Here is a 16,532-nt window from a genome sequence, read left to right on the forward strand (position 1 = left end):
TTTTAGATGACTGAAACCACGCTGCCACCCAACGGCGGAGCGGGTGACCGGATCGAGCCGGTCGATATCCAGAACGAAATGCAAAGCAGCTACATCGATTACGCGATGAGCGTCATCGTGGGCCGCGCGCTGCCCGACGTCCGCGACGGCCTCAAGCCGGTGCATCGGCGCGTGCTCTACGCGATGTACGACAACGGTTACCGGCCCGACCGCGGCTATGTGAAGTCCGCCCGCCCGGTCGCCGAGACCATGGGCAACTACCACCCGCACGGTGACGCGTCGATCTACGACACCCTGGTCCGCATGGCCCAGCCGTGGTCGCTGCGCTATCCGCTGGTCGACGGTCAGGGCAACTTCGGCTCCCGCGGCAATGACGGCGCGGCCGCCATGCGGTACACCGAATGCCGCCTGACCCCGCTGGCCATGGAGCTGCTGCGCGAAATCGACCACGATACGGTCGATTTCACGCCGAACTACGACGGTCGCTCACAGGAGCCGACCGTTCTCCCCAGCCGCGTGCCCAACCTGTTGATGAACGGCAGCAACGGCATCGCGGTCGGCATGGCGACCAATATCCCGCCGCACAACCTCAACGAGTTGGCCGAGGCGATCTACTGGGCGCTGGAGAACTACGACGCCGACGAAGAGGCGACGCTGGCGGCCTGTATGGAGCGGGTCAAGGGTCCGGACTTCCCGACCTACGGCCTCATCGTCGGTAATCAGGGCATCCAGGATGCCTACACCACCGGTCGTGGCTCGATCCGGATGCGCGGTGTGGTCGAGATCGAAGAGGACAACCGCGGCCGCACCACGATCGTCATCACCGAGCTGCCGTACCAGGTCAACACCGACAACTTCATCAACTCCATCGCGGAGCAGGTGAAGGACGGCAAGATCGCGGGCATCTCCGATATCCACGACGAGTCCTCGGACCGCGCGGGTATGCGGATCGTGGTCACCATCAAGCGCGACGCCGTTGCCAAGGTGGTGCTGAACAACCTCTACAAGCACACCCAGCTGCAGACCAGCTTCGGCGCCAACATGCTCTCGATCGTCGATGGCGTGCCGCGCACGCTGCGACTGGATCAGATGATCCGGCTCTACGTCGAACATCAGTTGGAAGTCATCATCCGGCGTACCAGGTACTTGCTGCGCAAGGCCGAGGAACGCGCCCACATCCTGCGTGGTCTGGTCAAGGCGCTGGACGCGCTGGACGAGGTCATCGCGCTGATCCGGCGTTCGGCCAACACCGACACCGCCCGCACCGGCCTGATGCAGTTGCTGGATATCGACGAGATCCAGGCCACCGCCATCCTCGATATGCAGCTGCGCAGGCTGTCCGCCCTGGAGCGGCAGAAGATCGTCGACGAGTTGGCCAAGATCGAGGCCGAAATCGCCGACCTGAAGGACATTCTCGAAAAGCCGGAGCGCCAGCGCGCGATCGTGCGCGACGAGCTGGTCGAGATCGTCGAGAAGTACGGCGACGAGCGGCGCACCAAGATCGTGGCCAATGACGGCGATATGGCCGATGAGGATCTCATCGCCCGCGAGGATGTGGTCGTCACCGTCACCGAGACCGGTTACGCCAAGCGCACCAAGACCGACCTGTACCGCAGCCAGAAGCGCGGCGGCAAGGGTGTGCAGGGTGCGGGTCTCAAGCAGGACGACATCGTCAAGCACTTCTTCATCAGCTCCACGCACGACTGGCTGCTGTTCTTCACCAATAAGGGCCGGGTGTACCGGGCCAAGGCCTACGAACTGCCCGAGGCCAGCCGGACCGCGCGCGGTCAGCATGTCGCGAATCTGCTGGCCTTCCAGCCGGATGAGAAGATCGCCCAGATCATCCAGATCAAGGGCTACGAAGATGCGCCCTATCTGGTACTCGCCACCAAGAACGGCCTGGTCAAGAAGTCGAAGCTGTCCGATTTCGACTCCAACCGCAGCGGCGGCATCGTCGCGGTGAACCTGCGCGACGACGACGAATTGGTCGGCGCCGTCCTGTGCTCGGCCGATGACGATCTGCTGCTGGTTTCGGCGCGCGGCCAGTCGATCCGCTTCTCCGCCACCGATGAGGCACTGCGTCCGATGGGCCGCGCCACCTCCGGTGTGCAGGGCATGCGGTTCAATGCCGACGATGAACTGTTGTCGCTCAATGTGGTTCGCGCCGAAACCTATCTGCTCGTCGCGACCTCCGGCGGTTATGCCAAGCGGACCGCGATCGAGGAGTACACCCCGCAGGGTCGCGGCGGTAAAGGTGTATTGACTATCCAATACGACACCAAGCGTGGCACCCTGGTCGGTGCACTCATCGTCGACGACGAGGATGAGTTGTATGCGATCACGTCCGGCGGTGGTGTTATCCGGACGGCGGCGAAGCAGGTTCGTAAGGCTGGACGACAGACCAAGGGCGTGCGATTGATGAACCTCGCCGATGGCGATACGTTGCTTGCTATCGCGCGCAATGCCGACGAACCAGATCCTGATTCGCTCGTCGGCGGAGACGGCGACACCGGTTCCTCTGAGCAGTAACCCCACAGCGGCGGCAACGAACGGATCTAAGGATTCCCATTGACCACGAATCAGCCGAACGACGAGCGGCACCAGACGAACGGTGTAACCGAACGTATCGCACCGTCACCGATTCCGCCGCGGCCGATCCCCCGGCCGGTCGCATCGGCCGAGAACGGCCAGCCGAGTGGCCCGCAGGGAGGGGCCCAGCCGCACGAAATGCACAGCCAGCAAGGCGAAGTCGCGTTCAAGGCGCCGGAGCCGAGCTCGGGTGCGGACGGGCGTGAGGCATTCGATCAGCGGGCGGCTCGGCCGGGTAACCCAGGCGAGCCGGCCGCGCCGGAAGCAGGCGACCGCTCGGCATCGAACGGTGGCGGCCAGTCGCCCTTCCAGGAGGGCTGGTCGCAGCTGCCGCAGCGGGAGCCGCAGTCGAACCTGTATCGCCCCGGACAGTCGCCGGTGACCGGTCGCCCGAATTCCACCGGCGGTGGGTTCGGCGGTGGAGGGCTCAGCGGCGGCGGCACCGGTGGTGCCGGTGGCCTCGGTGGTGGTGGCGGCGGTCTCGGTGGCGGCAATGCCCGCACCACCGCGGATCTCGCGGCCAAGGCGGCGCGCAAGGAAGCGGCGATGGTGAAGTCCGTCGGCATCGACGGACCGACCCGCAGCATCGCCCGCCCGGAATTGATCAAGGACATGCCGGACCTGTCCGACATCCGGCACCCGCTGCCCGTCGAAACCCCGGGCCCGCAGTCCGTACCGGTCTCGCCCGCGGTTCCGGTCGCCGTCGCGGCGGCCGTCGCGTCCGGTGAGCCATTGCGGGCCACGGTGCAGATCCGCCGGATCGACCCGTGGTCGACGCTGAAGATCTCGCTGGTGATCAGCGTGGCCATGTTCTTCGTGTGGATGCTCGCGGTCGGTCTGCTCTACATCGTGCTCGAGGGCATGGGTGTGTGGGAGCGGCTCAACAGCACCTTCACCGATATGGTCTCCTCCGACAGCGGCTCGGTCGGGTTGGTCGATGCCGGTTCGGTATTCGGCTACGCGGGCGTCATCGGGCTGATCAATGTGGTGCTTTTCACTGCATTGGCGACCGTCGGCGTCTTCATCTACAACCAGTGCTGTGACCTCGTCGGCGGCATCCAGGTGACCCTGGCCGACCCCGACTAGAACGGTGTCCACGCGGCCGGTCACTGTCCTCGCGCAGGGCGGTGACCGGCCGTTTTGGTCTTCGGCGGGCGGGTAAGGTAATCTCGTGCCTCGGTTCGGTTAGCAGCTCCGGCGGGTAATCCGAGCAGGAAATAAGGGCCTATAGCTCAGGCGGTTAGAGCGCTTCGCTGATAACGAAGAGGTCGGAGGTTCAAGTCCTCCTAGGCCCACTCCCGAACATCACAGTAGGGTGGGAATCATGAAAATTCTTCTCACGGTCGGTGTCGTGGTCGCGGTTCTCATCGGAATCACCAAGCTGCGCAAGCGCGACGATGCGGACCTGTGGCACGAAGTCACCACCCGCTGAACTGTCTTCGGACAGTAGGGATTCGGGGCCTTAGCTCAATTGGCAGAGCACTGCCTTTGCAAGGCAGGGGTTAGGGGTTCGATTCCCCTAGGCTCCACAAACTGGGAGGCGAGTGCTCGCGGGGAGCGCTCGCCTTTGTTTGTTCCGCGTATTTTGTGGGGGCGAAGCCCCCACCACCCCACCCGGAGGGGCTTCCGCCCCCGGACCCCCCACTTCTGGTTCGCCTCTCCAGACGGCGTGCCCAGCTCCGGGACCTCTCACTTGGCTCGCTTGCCCAGTACCGCGCTCGGCCCCTGCACCTCGCTCACCCTTCAGATGCCGCAACCGGTGGACTGTCGGAGTGCGCCCCCTGGCGGCCGTACGTCGACGAGATCGTTTACGGGTGACTGGAGCCGCTTTCGAGCAATTCGCGCAGGAAACAGAGGGGGCAGATGGGATCGAAAGGAGCTGTCACCTCGGTTCGGGTGGGCGGTGTGGATTCCGGCGCAAGCCCGTCCGGGGACGTTGCGGCTGTCGCCGTCGGCAGACCGATCGTGAGCGAAATCGCCCCGGCGGCAAATGCACTGAGCATGGCACGGTTCAAGAGGTCCTCCACTTCGATGAAATCGAGCCTCCACAATGTTCTCACTGCCCGCAGTGTTCGAGGCGGCATCGTTTATCGATGGGTCACATCTGGCTCGCGTGCCCGGCCCAGCCCGTCGGTTGTGGTTGCGAGGTGGCCACTTCAGAGGTGCCGCCACGGGGCCGACCGGGGCTGGCTAGACCGTTGAAAACTGTGGCTCGCCCAGGTTGTCGGGTTCGGTCCACGGGGCGGTCAGGTCCGCTGTGTCGGAAATCTTTACGGCTTCGGTAGCGATCTCGACGGTGGTCGAGAGGTGGACGGGGAGGGTGGTCAGGCCTCGGATGAGGAGGCTCTTGCGCCACGTCAGGTCAGTGGCCGGTACGTCGAGTGACATTGCGGGGATGCGGGCCAGTAGGCGGGTGAGCGCGATGGTTGCTTCCATGCGGGCCAGGGCGCCGCCGATGCAGTAGTGGATGCCGTGGCCGAATGCGATATTCCGGGTGTCGCTGCGGTTGAGGTCGAATCGGCTCGGATCGGTGAATCGGTTCGGGTCGCGGTTGGCTGCGGCGATGGAGATGATGATGAATTCGTCCGCTTCGATGTCTTGGTTTCCCAAGGTGATCGGGGCGGTCGTGTAGCGGGCCGTGCCGAAGTGGACCGGGCCCTGGTAACGGAGGGTTTCCTCGATGAAGTCGGGGATCTTGCTCGGGTCGGTGCGCAGACGGTCGGCCGCTCGGGGGTCGATCAGCAGCTCGAGCAGCGCGTTGCCGATCAGGTTGACGGAGGTCTCGTGGCCGGCGGTCAGCAGCAGGAACAGCATGGAGATGAGTTCTTGCTGGTCGAGTCGGTCATCGTCGTCTTTCGCGACGATGAGTTCCGATAGCAGGTCGTCGAGGGGGTGTTCGCTGCGCTCGGCGATCAGGTCCGTCAGGTAGGTGAAAAAGCTCAGGCCGGCGCTGGTGCGTTTCTCGATATCGGCCGAGTCGTCGACGAGGATGGCCGTCCAGGCTCGGAATTCGTCCTTGTCCGCGTCCGGCACACCGAGCAATTCGCAAATCACCGAGATCGGCACCGGAAAGGCATAGCTGTCGATCAGGTCGGCGGATTCGCGGGCGGTCAGGTCATCGAGCAGGGTGTCGGCGATCTGCTCGATTCGCGGTCCGAGATCCCGGATGGCGCGGCTCGCGAACGCCTTCGCGACGAGGCTGCGCAGACGGGTGTGCTGCGGCGGGTCGGCGAAAAGCATGTTGTCGTTGATGGCGCCGTTGTACTGGCCGTCGGCGCCGTGTTCGGCCATGACCGCTTGTCCCCGCGGCGATCCGATCTTCTTGCTGATGGTCGGCTCGACGAAGGCCTGTTTCGCCACATCGTGATCGACGATCATCCAGCCGAGCACCCCGTCCAAGCGGACGCGATGGATCGGGCCGCGCTTACGCAAAGCCTCGTAGACCTCATGCGGATGTTGATAGAACTCATCGGTCAGCTCGAGGATCTCATCCGCGGGTTTCACTTTTTCATGCATCCTTTCCGGATTCGAACGGTTTCGGCCTCGGCGTCCCTTGGACATAGCGAAATCTCTTGCTCATCAACAGCTTTGAGTGACGCGAAAATGCGGTGGTCGCTGCGTCCATGGGGGCTGGGCGTCGTGCCCGAGTGGGCGGACGGCCAACGCGTGAAGCTCTGCGCGTAATCGACTAGGCCTGCATCGTGCAAGGTCGAGCGGTTCGAGCGATGTGCCATCTTTGCACAGGTTCGCCGTGGGGGTTCGGATATGTGGACCGAGTCCCGGCTTGATTCACAGGGCGACCGAGGCCTGCTTCAACTGGGTGAGCATCGTTTCATCGGGCCAGAACCGGGCTTCGAAGCGAATGGGGGACATGCCGGGAATCGGTGTGAGGCCGGTTATTTCGAGGGCCGCGGTGAGCGGGACGGTGCAGATGGGAACGGCGTTGTCGTCGGCGTCGGTGCCGGCGAACATGATGTAGTCGGCGGCGGGGAGCAGGTAGTCGACGCCTTGGCCCCAGACGGTGTAGGTGTAGGGGTGGGTGTCGGTGCCCGCCGGCTTCAAGTCGCCGACGATGGCCATCTTCAGGTCGTAGCGGGTGAATTCGAGGTCGCGTTCGAGCGCCTGGTTGAGCCAGTGGGCTTGGACGGCGTACTCCCACATGGCAAGGCGGTATCCGGCGCGGGCGGCAGCCTGGTGTTGTTCGTGTCGGCCCGCGCGATCGAAGGGAACGACGATGTCGTCCTCGTCGAGGGTGTAGCCCTGCGGCGAGAGGCGTTGGCGTGCATCCACATACTGTTGCTCGACTTGGCGGTAGATGCGGGCGAGCAGGTGTGGGATATCGGGGACCACGATCAGTGTGTCGATGTCGGGCATGAAGACGACGGGGCGGCGGCCGGCGTAGCGCTGACTGAAGCTCGCCAACCAACCCCGGGCGAGCGGCCAGGAGGTGAGGTAGGCACTCCCGTCGCGATCGGTGCGGGTGAGGATCGCATTGCCGCGCGGATCATGCGGCTGCGCAATGGCTTCCAGATTTTCGCGGGCCGCCGTGAAGACCTCGTCGGCCGAAACAGGCCAGAGCGCCATGGTCGAGTAGTTGATGACTGTTCGCGTGTTCGGCAGGTCGATAGCGACCAATTCGTCGATGAACGGGAAGGCCGGGCGGCTGACGAACCGGGTATCGATCTCGGCGGCCTCGGGCCAGCGGTGCAGCAGGTTGTCGAGTGCGGCCTGTTTGTAGGTCGCCGGACGCAGAATCGGCCGCAATAGCGGTCGGATTTCGGCCCAGGTGCTGTGTTGTGCAAGTGCCGCAAGGTGATCCGGCGTTGGATCCTCGAAACTCCCCACCGGACAACCGTATCCGTCGTCTCGACGGCGCGCACGTGGGTCAGCTCGTCGTGGGCGGGCCGTGGCGGTCCAGGTGCAGGTAGGTGAAGCAGGTAGTGATCAGGCACACCACGGTGGCGGTGATGAGCATGGCCCAGCCCGCGACGAGCAGGCTCAGTAATCCGCCGAGCAGCGCGCCCGCGCAGAAGGCGCCATAGAGCAGGAAGTAGCCGAGCCAGTCGGCGTAATCGCCGCCGCTGATATGGCGTTCGATGCCCTGGCCCATTTTGACGAGGGTGCCGGTGACGTAGCTGAGGGGTATCGAGACCTCGCCGTTCTTGACGAACGAGGTGTTGAGCGCGCCGACGCCGAAGGCGACGAACAGGATCGGGATGAGGTCGATATTGGTGGCGTTCGTCGCCCAGTAGATGATGCCGTCCAGCAGGGATGCCATGGCGAGGCTGAGCGTGGTGAGCAGGGTCGGCCCGTGCGGATGACCGGACCAGTAGTGCGTGCGGCACCAGGAGGCCACCACGACGCCGACGAGGAACGAGAGCATGAGTAGGGCCGCGGCGACCGCGATATCGGGTTCGTCGTGGAAGTAGCCGAGCACGGCGCGCTCGGTATTGCCGGTCATGAACGTGACGAAGTAGCCCTCGGTATGCATGAAGGCCGCGGCTCCGATGAGACCGGCCAGTGCGGCGAGCACCCAGGACAGTCGTGCCTCGGCGTCGTACAGCGCCCTTCGGCGCGCGAGATCTGGTTTCGTCACTGGTCAGGCTCCTCACGAGGGGGATGACGAGTCAGTGATACCTGGTGATCCTGAGATTCTGCTGTCGCATCGCCGCGTTCCGGATAAGGATTGCGGGGTGGTCGCCGGCTTCCTGGGTGCGAGCCGGGCGACGATTCTCGGTTAGCGTGCACGAGTGGACTCTGTGTTCGATTATCTGCTGACCGAGGCGCTCGATCCGACACCGCTCGAGTCGATCACCGATGCGTGGACGCGGCACCGGGCGGCCGCCGAGCGGTTCGGCACCACGATCGATATAGCGATCGCCGGTGGATTCGGCGCGGACCGACTGGGTTTCGCATTTCTGTCCGGATATCAGCAGGCGCTGCGTGCGTTGCTGCCCGAACTCCCGGCCGATGAGCTGATCGCGGTTTCCGCGACCGAGGCGGGTGGCGCGCATCCGTCCGCGATCGCGACCGAGGTGACCGAGACCGATGGCGGCTGGCGGGTCAACGGCACCAAGACCTTCACCACATTGGGGATACTCGCGCGGCGGATGTTGGTGATCGCCAGCGCGGGCACGTCGGCCGACGGCCGCAACCGCCTGCGCGCGGTGCTCGTCGACGCGGCACAGCCCGGCGTCGATGTGACGAATCTGCCCGCGGTACCTTTCGCACCCGAAATCCCGCACGCCTCGGTGACATTCACCGATGCCGCGGCCGAGCCGCTGGCCGGCGACGGGTACTCGGATTACCTCAAACCGTTCCGCACCATCGAGGACGTCCATGTGCTCGCGGCAACCCTCGGCTGGCTGGTGCGGGTCGGGCGCGAGTCCGGTTGGCCGCAGGCGACGCTGCAGCGGTTACTCGCCGCGGTGGCCTTCGTGCGTGGTCTCGATATGGATCGGCCGACCTCACCGGGCGGGCACATCGCACTGGGTGGCGCGTACGCGTACTTCGAACAGGTACTGACGGAACTGGAGCCGCTGTGGGCACAGGCCGATCCGGTCGTTCGCGAGCGATGGGAGCGGGATCGGCGGTTGCTGGCGACCGCCGGAAAGGTACGGGCGCAACGGTTGACGGCGGCCTGGCTATCGGTGGGCATGGTCGAGAATCCGGCGGTGCCGACAGATAGCTGAGCGGGGCTGACCTGCCCCGGAAATGGGGAGCGGGCCTCGGCGAAGGGGGGGAGTTAGCCGAGGCCCGCGTAAGGTCGGCCCGGGGGGGAGGGGCCGACGTGAATGATCCTACGCGATGTTCCGGGATTGTGTGTGCGTGGGGATCACCACTTTCCAAGATTTTTCGGGACGGCTCACCTGCGCCGGGCGCGGACGCCGCCCAGGTAGCCGGACCGGTCGGTTGTCGGCCGGTTTGCCGATTCTGTGACTGTTGTCAAAAATGTTGTCGCGCAGTGATTTACGGCTGGAGTGTGAGCTCACTCAGCGGTCTGGATAAATGTGAAAACCATGCCGACCGGTTGCTGTGCGCCCGGAATCACTCCTGGGGTTCATCGACCGGACGGCAGATTCGGTCGGATTTGTCGCGTGTCGTTCGGGCACGGGCATGTCGTGCCCGCGGAACCCGAGTACCGGGCGGGCCCGAATCGGGTAGTGCGCTACGCGCGATCGGAGGGGGATCGGGCGGCAGGATCGAAACCGGTCGCATCCCGATCCGGCACCCCCGAGCACCGCCCGGAACGGGATGCGACCGTTTTGTGTCCGATGGCAATTCGCGACCATCGATCGCTGGTAAAGCCCAGGTCGACGAAAAATCAGCGGAAATTGTCGGTGCACAGGGCAATACTGACTCGGGTAATGGTCACCTCGCCCGGAGCGAGCGAACCTCAGGAGAATCATGCCCGACGCAATCGTCGCCGAGGGTCTGGTCAAACGATACGGCCAGTTGGTCGCCCTCGATGGACTCGACCTGGCGGTGCCCGAGGGCACCGTCACCGCATTGCTCGGACCGAACGGTGCGGGCAAGACCACCACGGTCCGGGTGCTCACCACCCTGCTCATTCCGGACGCCGGCCGCGCGACCGTCGCGGGTATCGACGTGCTCCGCAATCCACAGGCCTTGCGCTCACACATCGGCGCGTCCGGGCAATACGCCGCCGTCGACGAATATCTCACCGGATTCGAAAACCTGGAGATGGTCGGCCGGCTCTATCACATGGGCGTGCAGCGCAGTAAGGAGCGCGCGCGGGAATTGCTGGAGCGCTTCCGACTGAGCGATGCCGCCGATCGACCGGTCAAAGGCTATTCGGGCGGCATGCGCCGACGGCTCGACCTGGCCGGTGCGCTGGTGGCCAATCCGCCGGTGCTCTTCCTCGACGAGCCGACCACCGGACTCGATCCACGTGCGCGCCTCGACCTCTGGGATGTCATCGAGGAACTGGTGGCCGGTGGCACCACCCTCTTGCTGACCACGCAGTACATGGAAGAGGCCGACCGGCTGGCCGACGCCATCGCGGTGATCGACCACGGCAAGGTGATCGCCCGCGGCACCGCGGATGAACTCAAGACGCTGGTCGGCGGCGACCGCATCGAACTCACCGTCGACCACGCCGACAATCTCGCGACCGCCCAGGAGGCGCTGAAGGGCTTGGCGGACGGGGAGATCCATCTCGAACCCGGACTGCGCCGGATCACCGTTCCGGTCAGTGACGGATCACAGGCGCTCGTCGATGCCATCGGCAGGCTGAGCACCCACAATGTGCAGATTCACGATGTCGGGCTGCGTCGTCCCTCGCTGGACGATGTCTTCCTCACACTCACCGGTCACGAGGCCGAGGAGTTGATCAACGGCAATGGCGACAAGCCCGCGGATCGGCTCGAAGCATCGGAAGGACGCAAGCGATGACCGCGGCGACCGTGGACACCAGAACCCGCATGCCGCTCGGCGAACGTCTCACCATCGTCTGCACCGACAGCGTGACCATCGCCAAGCGCAATGTCATCAAGATCAAGCGCGTACCCGACGTACTGATCTTCTCGACGCTCTCACCGATCATGTTCGTGCTGCTGTTCGCCTATATCTTCGGCTCGGCGATCGAGGTGCCCGGCATGTCGGGCGGTTACCGGGAGTTCCTGATCGCGGGCATCTTCGCGCAGTCGGTGGTGTTCGGCGCGACGTTCACCGGATTGGGCCTGGCCGAGGATATGCAGAAGGGCATTATCGACCGGTTCCGCTCGCTGCCGATGGCGCCGTCGGCCGTGCTGGTCGGGCGCACCATCAGCGATGTGGTGATCAATGTGGTCAGCCTGGTGGTGATGTCGCTGACCGGTTATGTCGTCGGCTGGCGGATTCGCGGATCACTGCTCGACGCGGTACTGGCCTATGTGCTGTTGCTGCTGTTCGCGTACGCGATCTCCTGGATCATGGCCGTGGTCGGCCTGCTGGTCCGCGCGCCCGAGGTGTTCAACAACGCCAGCTTCATGGTGATCTTCCCGCTGACATTCCTGGCCAATACCTTTGTGCCGCTCGAGAATCTGCCGACGGCGCTGCGAATATTCGCCGAATGGAATCCGGTCTCGGCGGTCACCCAGGCGACCCGCGATCTGTTCGGCAATACCAGTCCGATGGCGCCGAAATCAGACGCCTGGTCCATGCAGCATCCTGTGGCGACCACGCTGGCTTGGGTGGCGATCATCCTGCTGGTGTTCATTCCGCTCGCGCTGCGGCAGTACAAGCGCACCGTCAGCCGCTGACCGGGATCGCCAGCGGGGAGTCAGCGACCGTTGTCCGCGCTGGCGCCCGCCATGGGGTTCGGCGCGGAACCGTTGCGGGAGTAGCCGATTCGCGGCGGCGCCGGCGCCGGTTCCGGCGGTTGTGGACGCTTGCTGCGGACCAACCAGGCCACGCCACCGGCCAGCGCGACGACGACCGCGGCGATCAGACGGTTACGAGAACGTGCGGAGGTGAGTAGGCGCCCCAGGGTCATTCGACAACTGTGGCACATACCCACGCATCGCGCAGTAGTCCCAGATCACAGCCGCACCCGGCCCGGTGCGGCGAAGATTGCGAGGATCGTGGCACGATGGGCGGCGTGACCTCACCGAATCAGACCGCCGTGGCCACGTTGCACACCAACCACGGCGATATCAAGATCTCGCTCTTCGGTAACCATGCCCCGAAGACGGTGCGGAACTTCATCGGCCTGGCCGACGGATCGGCACCGTACAAGACGGAGAACGCCAGCGGCGGCACCTCCGGCCCGTTCTACGACGGCGTTAGCTTCCACCGGGTGATCGACGGGTTCATGATTCAAGGTGGTGACCCGACCGGCACCGGACGCGGTGGACCCGGCTACGAATTCGGCGACGAATTCCACCCGGAGCTGCGCTTCGATCGCGGCTACCTGCTGGCGATGGCCAATGCCGGACCGGGCACCAATGGTTCGCAGTTCTTCATCACCGTCGGTTCGCAGCCGCATCTGAACCGCAAGCACACCATCTTCGGGGAGGTCGTCGACCCCGATTCGCGCAAGGTCGTCGATGCCATCGCGACCACGCCGACCGATCGCAACGACCGTCCCAAGGAAGCCGTCACCATCTCCAAGATCACTATCGAATAATCCGATGAACGCTCAACCGCCCGCACCGACGTGCGTCCGCCACCCCAATCGTCCTACGGGCCTGGCCTGCACTCGGTGCGGGCGGCCGGCCTGTCCGGAATGTCTGCGACCCGCGGCGGTCGGACAGCACTGTGTCGACTGTGTCCGTCAGGGGCAGCGTGAGGTCCGGCCGGTGCGAACCGTCGCCGGTGCGCAGACCGCGCGCACCCCGATTCCGTATGTCACCTACGCACTCATCGCGCTGAATACGATCGTCTTCGCGGTCACCGCGGGCCAATCGAAGAGTCTGGTGGAGAACACCGGGCATTCCGCGCTGTACGTCGACTGGGTGCTCTATCCGCCCGCGGTCGCGCACGGTCAGTACGTGCGGCTGATCGGCTCCGGCTTCCTGCACTACGGTCCGATCCACCTGCTGCTCAATATGTTCGCACTGTATGTGGTCGGCCGCAGTATCGAGCCGGTGCTCGGGCGGGTGCGCTATCTGGTGGTCTACCTGGTGTCGCTGCTCGGCGGTGCGGCCGCCGTGATGGTTTTCGCCGGGGACAGCCTCACCGCGGGCGCATCGTGTGCGGTGTACGGATTGTTCGGCGCGATCACCGTGATCCTGATCCGGGTGCGGCAGAATCCGAATCAGATGTTGATCCTCATCGGCATCAATGTCTTCATCAGCTTCTCGCTGCCCGGTATCTCATTGGCCGGACACCTCGGCGGACTCGCCGCGGGCACCCTTGCCGCACTCGGCATTCTGTTCCTGCCCGAGTGGTTGCGCGCGAAATCCCAAGAGAACGCACGGCTGATCGGCTGGGCAGCGGTTGCCGCCGTCGCCGTGGCGGCACTCGCCGTCATCGTCGCCGCGGCGATATCCCTGCGGTAAATGCTTCACGTGAAACGTCGCCGCCGCGCGCATTCGTCGCGCGGCTACTGCGCCAGTCCGTGTGCGACAAGGGTTTCGAAGACCTCGTCCGGACTGGTGCCGAGGTCCCAGCGGCCGAAGATCAGCAGCCGTTCGTCGCCGTGGCGCTCGACGTCGATTTCGAGCATGGGATTCTTCCGGCCGAGGCGGCGATAGCCGACGACTCGGGCCCGCATTATCTGATCGCGGGTGTATTCGGTCGGCCCGGTAAGAGTACGGACCACCAGTCGCGGCTGTGGATCGGCGGTGATGCTCAGGCGCGGGCGCTGTCGGAATCCGAGTCCGGCCAAGGCCAGCAGGCCGATCGCCGCCAATCCGATCAGCAGCCGACTCGGCCCGTCCTCGGCGAGGATGGCGGCACCGGCCAGCACCACACCGCCGATGGTGACCGCAATGAGAGCGGCCATCGGCGTGGTCCAGGTGGTGCGTGGTTCGGGAAGCGGATCACGCGAATCGGATTCGGGATCCACGTTCACTTTCCCCAATCGTTCCTCGAGTTGTCCACATGGTTATCCACAGGTGTGCATGAATGACACGTCTGTAATCCTTGCCGTAGCGACTGCTTGCAGGTCGCTCGAAAAGGCCGGCTACTGAGCCAGGTCACCGCCACCGCATGGTCATGATCAGGCCGATGACCATCAGACCGAAGCCGATCAGGAAGTTCCACGCCCCGAGATCCGCCATCCAGGAGATCTTGTCGTTGGCCAAGTAGTAGACGAGCAACCAGACCAGCCCGGCCAGCATGAAGCCGAGCATGATCACGACGTACCAGACCGGGGACGGCCCCGCCTTCACCTTCACCGGCGTGCGGCTCGCGGGATTGATCGTGTAGTCGGTCTTCTTGCGGACCTTCGACTTGGGCATGTCGTCCTCGTGTTCGGCGTTCAGGTCGGGTACCGGCGGGCGGGATTCGGTTGAATTATGGCCGAGCTCGCGCACCACGGAACCCGATCCGGCGGGGGCCGAGACGGTCCGGGTGAGGGCTCAGGTCCCCGCCGGTCTGCCTCTAGGCTATCCCAACTGGTAATGCGGGCGACGGTCCGCCGGGTCGCCACGTAATCTCGTCAGCATGCGTGTACTGGTCGTCGACAACTACGACAGCTTCGTGTTCAACCTGGTGCAGTACCTCGGCCAGTTGGGTGCCGAGGCCGTGGTCTGGCGCAATGACGACCCGCAGCTGGCCGATCTGGACGCGGTCGTCACCGAATACGACGGCATTCTGATCAGCCCCGGACCCGGCACTCCGGATCGGGCGGGGGCGAGCATCGATCTGGTGCATGCGTGCAGCCGGCACGACATTCCGCTGCTCGGTGTGTGCCTGGGCCATCAGGCCATCGGAGAGGCGTTCGGCGGCACCGTGACTCGCGCGCCGGAGTTGCTGCACGGCAAGACCAGCTCGGTATTCCATCTCGGCGCGGGCGTGCTGGCCGGTCTGCCCGACCCGTTCACCGCGACCAGATACCACTCGCTCACCGTCCTCGAGAACACCCTGCCCGCGGATATCGAGGTGATCGGGCGCACCGAGTCCGGGATCGTGATGGCCATGCGGCATCGGACGCTGCCGATTCACGGCGTGCAGTTCCATCCCGAATCGGTGCTGACCCAGGGCGGGCACCGGATGTTGGCGAACTGGCTGGAGGTATGCGGCGAGCGTCCGTCCGAGGGGCTGGTGGAGACGCTGGAGGCGGAGGTCGCGGCACTGGTGACCCAGTGACGCGTCGGCCCTATGTCCTGCTGTCCGTCGCGGTCAGTGTCGACGGATATATCGACGATGCGAGTCCGGAGCGGCTGAAGCTGTCCAATGCCGCGGATTTCGATCGGGTGGATCAGGTGCGCGCGGAGTCCGACGCGATCCTGATCGGTGCGCAGACGCTGCGGCGCGACAATCCGCGGTTGCTGGTCGACAGTGCCGACCGGCGGGCCGCGCGTCTCGCGGCCGGCAAACCGGAGTACCCGTTGAAGATCGCCGTGAGCGCACGCGGTGATCTGGATCCCGAGCTGCGGTTCTGGCACCACGGCGGTGACAAACTCGTCTACACCACACATGCCGGTGCGGCGAAGCTCGGCGATCGGTTGGCGGGTCTGGCGGAGGTGGTACCGCTCGGTGCCGATATCGACCTCGCAGCATTGCTCGACGATCTCGGCCGCCGCGGCATCGCCCGGCTCATGGTCGAGGGCGGCACCCGCATCCACACGCAGTTTCTCGCGGCGGACCTGGCCGACGAATTGCAGATGGCGGTCGCGCCGATCGTCGTCGGACATGCCGCGGCACCGCGCTTTCTCGGCCCCGCGAGCTACCCGGCCCGCCGAATGCACCTGGCCGATGTCACTCGGATCGGCGATATCGCATTACTGCGCTACCTGCCGCGCGAGTCCGAGGAACAGACCGATATCCGATTCATGCGCCGGGCAATCGAACTCGCGCGGCTGTGCCCGCCCAGCCCGACCGCATTCTCCGTCGGCGCGGTCATCGTGGCCGACGGCGTCGAGATCTCGACCGGCTACTCGCGCGAGACCGACGAGAAGGTTCATGCCGAGGAGTCCGCGCTCGACAAGCTCGACGCGGACGATCCTCGGCTGGCGCGGGCGACGATCTACAGCACTCTGGAACCGTGTTCTCAGCGCGCCACCGCGACCCGGCTGCCGTGCACCGACCGGATCCTGCGGGCCGGGATTGCGCGCGTCGTCATCGCCTGGCGGGAACCGACGACCTTCGTGACCAACTGCGTCGGGGTGGAGCAGCTGCAACAGCACGGCGTTGAGGTGGTCGAGTTGGCGGGGCTGGCCGAGGAGGCGATGTCGATGAATCGCCACCTGGATCTTTCCTGATCGGCGTCATGGCCTGCCGCAGACCGCGGTGACGAATTCGCTGAGCTGATCGTCGTCGAGGTGGCGTGCCGG

16 protein-coding genes and 2 tRNA genes are annotated in these 16,532 nt (G+C 65.0%); 12 read left to right on the forward strand and 6 right to left on the reverse strand.

The window, feature by feature from the left end; all coding sequences use genetic code 11:
- The first annotated feature begins 6 nt into the window (after positions 1-6).
- The 5 genes from gyrA (at position 7) to ACZ60G_RS22185 (ending at position 4,118) form a co-directional block, all read left to right on the forward strand.
- Positions 7-2,529, forward strand: coding sequence for a DNA gyrase subunit A (gene gyrA, locus ACZ60G_RS22165; RefSeq protein WP_465811925.1), 2,523 nt, complete (start codon positions 7-9; stop codon positions 2,527-2,529).
- Positions 2,530-2,727: 198 nt separating this feature from the next.
- Positions 2,728-3,675 carry a DUF3566 domain-containing protein gene (locus tag ACZ60G_RS22170; RefSeq protein ID WP_465812148.1) on the forward strand — a complete coding sequence of 316 codons (948 nt, stop codon included), beginning with the start codon at positions 2,728-2,730 and terminating at the stop codon, positions 3,673-3,675.
- A gap of 135 nt (positions 3,676-3,810) precedes the next feature.
- Positions 3,811-3,884 (forward strand) — tRNA-Ile (locus tag ACZ60G_RS22175).
- Positions 3,885-3,913: 29 nt separating this feature from the next.
- On the forward strand, positions 3,914-4,021 hold the full coding sequence (locus ACZ60G_RS22180) for a DLW-39 family protein (RefSeq protein WP_218007666.1): 108 nt from the start codon (positions 3,914-3,916) through the stop codon (positions 4,019-4,021).
- Positions 4,022-4,045: 24 nt separating this feature from the next.
- A tRNA-Ala gene (locus ACZ60G_RS22185) sits at positions 4,046-4,118 on the forward strand.
- A 661-nt stretch (positions 4,119-4,779) separates the two neighbouring features.
- Here the strand turns inward: ACZ60G_RS22185 and ACZ60G_RS22190 are convergent.
- From ACZ60G_RS22190 to ACZ60G_RS22200, 3 genes are all read right to left on the reverse strand, one after another.
- Positions 4,780-6,093, reverse strand: a complete 1,314-nt coding sequence (locus tag ACZ60G_RS22190; RefSeq protein WP_465811926.1) for a cytochrome P450 family protein — start codon at positions 6,091-6,093, stop codon at positions 4,780-4,782.
- Between the two features lie 285 nt (positions 6,094-6,378).
- On the reverse strand, positions 6,379-7,434 hold the full coding sequence (locus ACZ60G_RS22195; RefSeq protein WP_465811927.1) for a DUF1444 domain-containing protein: 1,056 nt from the start codon (positions 7,432-7,434) through the stop codon (positions 6,379-6,381).
- Positions 7,435-7,474: 40 nt separating this feature from the next.
- Complete coding sequence (locus tag ACZ60G_RS22200) at positions 7,475-8,185, reverse strand: YoaK family protein (RefSeq protein WP_465811928.1); 711 nt, start codon at positions 8,183-8,185, stop codon at positions 7,475-7,477.
- Positions 8,186-8,339: 154 nt separating this feature from the next.
- Between ACZ60G_RS22200 and ACZ60G_RS22205 the strand changes: the two genes are divergently transcribed.
- The 3 genes from ACZ60G_RS22205 to ACZ60G_RS22215 all read left to right on the forward strand — a co-directional run bounded on the left by ACZ60G_RS22205 (position 8,340) and on the right by ACZ60G_RS22215 (position 11,852).
- Positions 8,340-9,281, forward strand: coding sequence for an acyl-CoA dehydrogenase family protein (locus ACZ60G_RS22205; protein ID WP_465811929.1), 942 nt, complete (start codon positions 8,340-8,342; stop codon positions 9,279-9,281).
- 715 nt (positions 9,282-9,996) lie between these two features.
- Positions 9,997-11,004 carry an ATP-binding cassette domain-containing protein gene (locus ACZ60G_RS22210; protein WP_465811930.1) on the forward strand — a complete coding sequence of 336 codons (1,008 nt, stop codon included), beginning with the start codon at positions 9,997-9,999 and terminating at the stop codon, positions 11,002-11,004.
- A 29-nt stretch (positions 11,005-11,033) separates the two neighbouring features.
- On the forward strand, positions 11,034-11,852 hold the full coding sequence (locus ACZ60G_RS22215; RefSeq protein ID WP_465812149.1) for an ABC transporter permease: 819 nt from the start codon (positions 11,034-11,036) through the stop codon (positions 11,850-11,852).
- Positions 11,853-11,872: 20 nt separating this feature from the next.
- Here ACZ60G_RS22215 and ACZ60G_RS22220 read toward each other — a convergent pair whose 3' ends face one another.
- Positions 11,873-12,085, reverse strand: coding sequence for a hypothetical protein (locus tag ACZ60G_RS22220; RefSeq protein ID WP_465811931.1), 213 nt, complete (start codon positions 12,083-12,085; stop codon positions 11,873-11,875).
- A 105-nt stretch (positions 12,086-12,190) separates the two neighbouring features.
- Between ACZ60G_RS22220 and ACZ60G_RS22225 the strand changes: the two genes are divergently transcribed.
- Entirely contained in the window at positions 12,191-12,718 is a 528-nt protein-coding gene (locus ACZ60G_RS22225; RefSeq protein WP_465811932.1) for a peptidylprolyl isomerase, read from the forward strand.
- A 4-nt stretch (positions 12,719-12,722) separates the two neighbouring features.
- Positions 12,723-13,592: a rhomboid family intramembrane serine protease gene (locus ACZ60G_RS22230; protein ID WP_465811933.1), complete on the forward strand. Its 870-nt coding sequence runs from the start codon at positions 12,723-12,725 to the stop codon at positions 13,590-13,592.
- Between the two features lie 44 nt (positions 13,593-13,636).
- On the opposite strand, the gene ACZ60G_RS22235 is transcribed toward ACZ60G_RS22230, so the two are convergent.
- Positions 13,637-14,038 (reverse strand): PH domain-containing protein, encoded by a 402-nt coding sequence (locus tag ACZ60G_RS22235; protein WP_465812151.1) that lies wholly within the window; start codon positions 14,036-14,038, stop codon positions 13,637-13,639.
- A gap of 193 nt (positions 14,039-14,231) precedes the next feature.
- Positions 14,232-14,495 carry a cell division protein CrgA gene (gene crgA, locus ACZ60G_RS22240; protein WP_063044162.1) on the reverse strand — a complete coding sequence of 88 codons (264 nt, stop codon included), beginning with the start codon at positions 14,493-14,495 and terminating at the stop codon, positions 14,232-14,234.
- A gap of 205 nt (positions 14,496-14,700) precedes the next feature.
- On the opposite strand from crgA, the gene ACZ60G_RS22245 reads away from it, so the two are divergent.
- Together ACZ60G_RS22245 and ACZ60G_RS22250 are read left to right on the forward strand one after the other, a co-directional pair.
- A complete protein-coding gene (locus tag ACZ60G_RS22245) occupies positions 14,701-15,345 on the forward strand; it encodes an aminodeoxychorismate/anthranilate synthase component II (protein ID WP_465811934.1) in 645 nt (214 codons plus the stop codon).
- Positions 15,342-16,460, forward strand: coding sequence for a dihydrofolate reductase family protein (locus tag ACZ60G_RS22250; RefSeq protein WP_465811935.1), 1,119 nt, complete (start codon positions 15,342-15,344; stop codon positions 16,458-16,460). Before ACZ60G_RS22245 ends, ACZ60G_RS22250 begins: the two co-directional genes overlap by 4 nt.
- The last annotated feature ends 72 nt before the right edge of the window (positions 16,461-16,532 follow it).

The sequence above is a fragment of the Nocardia sp. NPDC102475 genome (assembly GCF_055584605.1).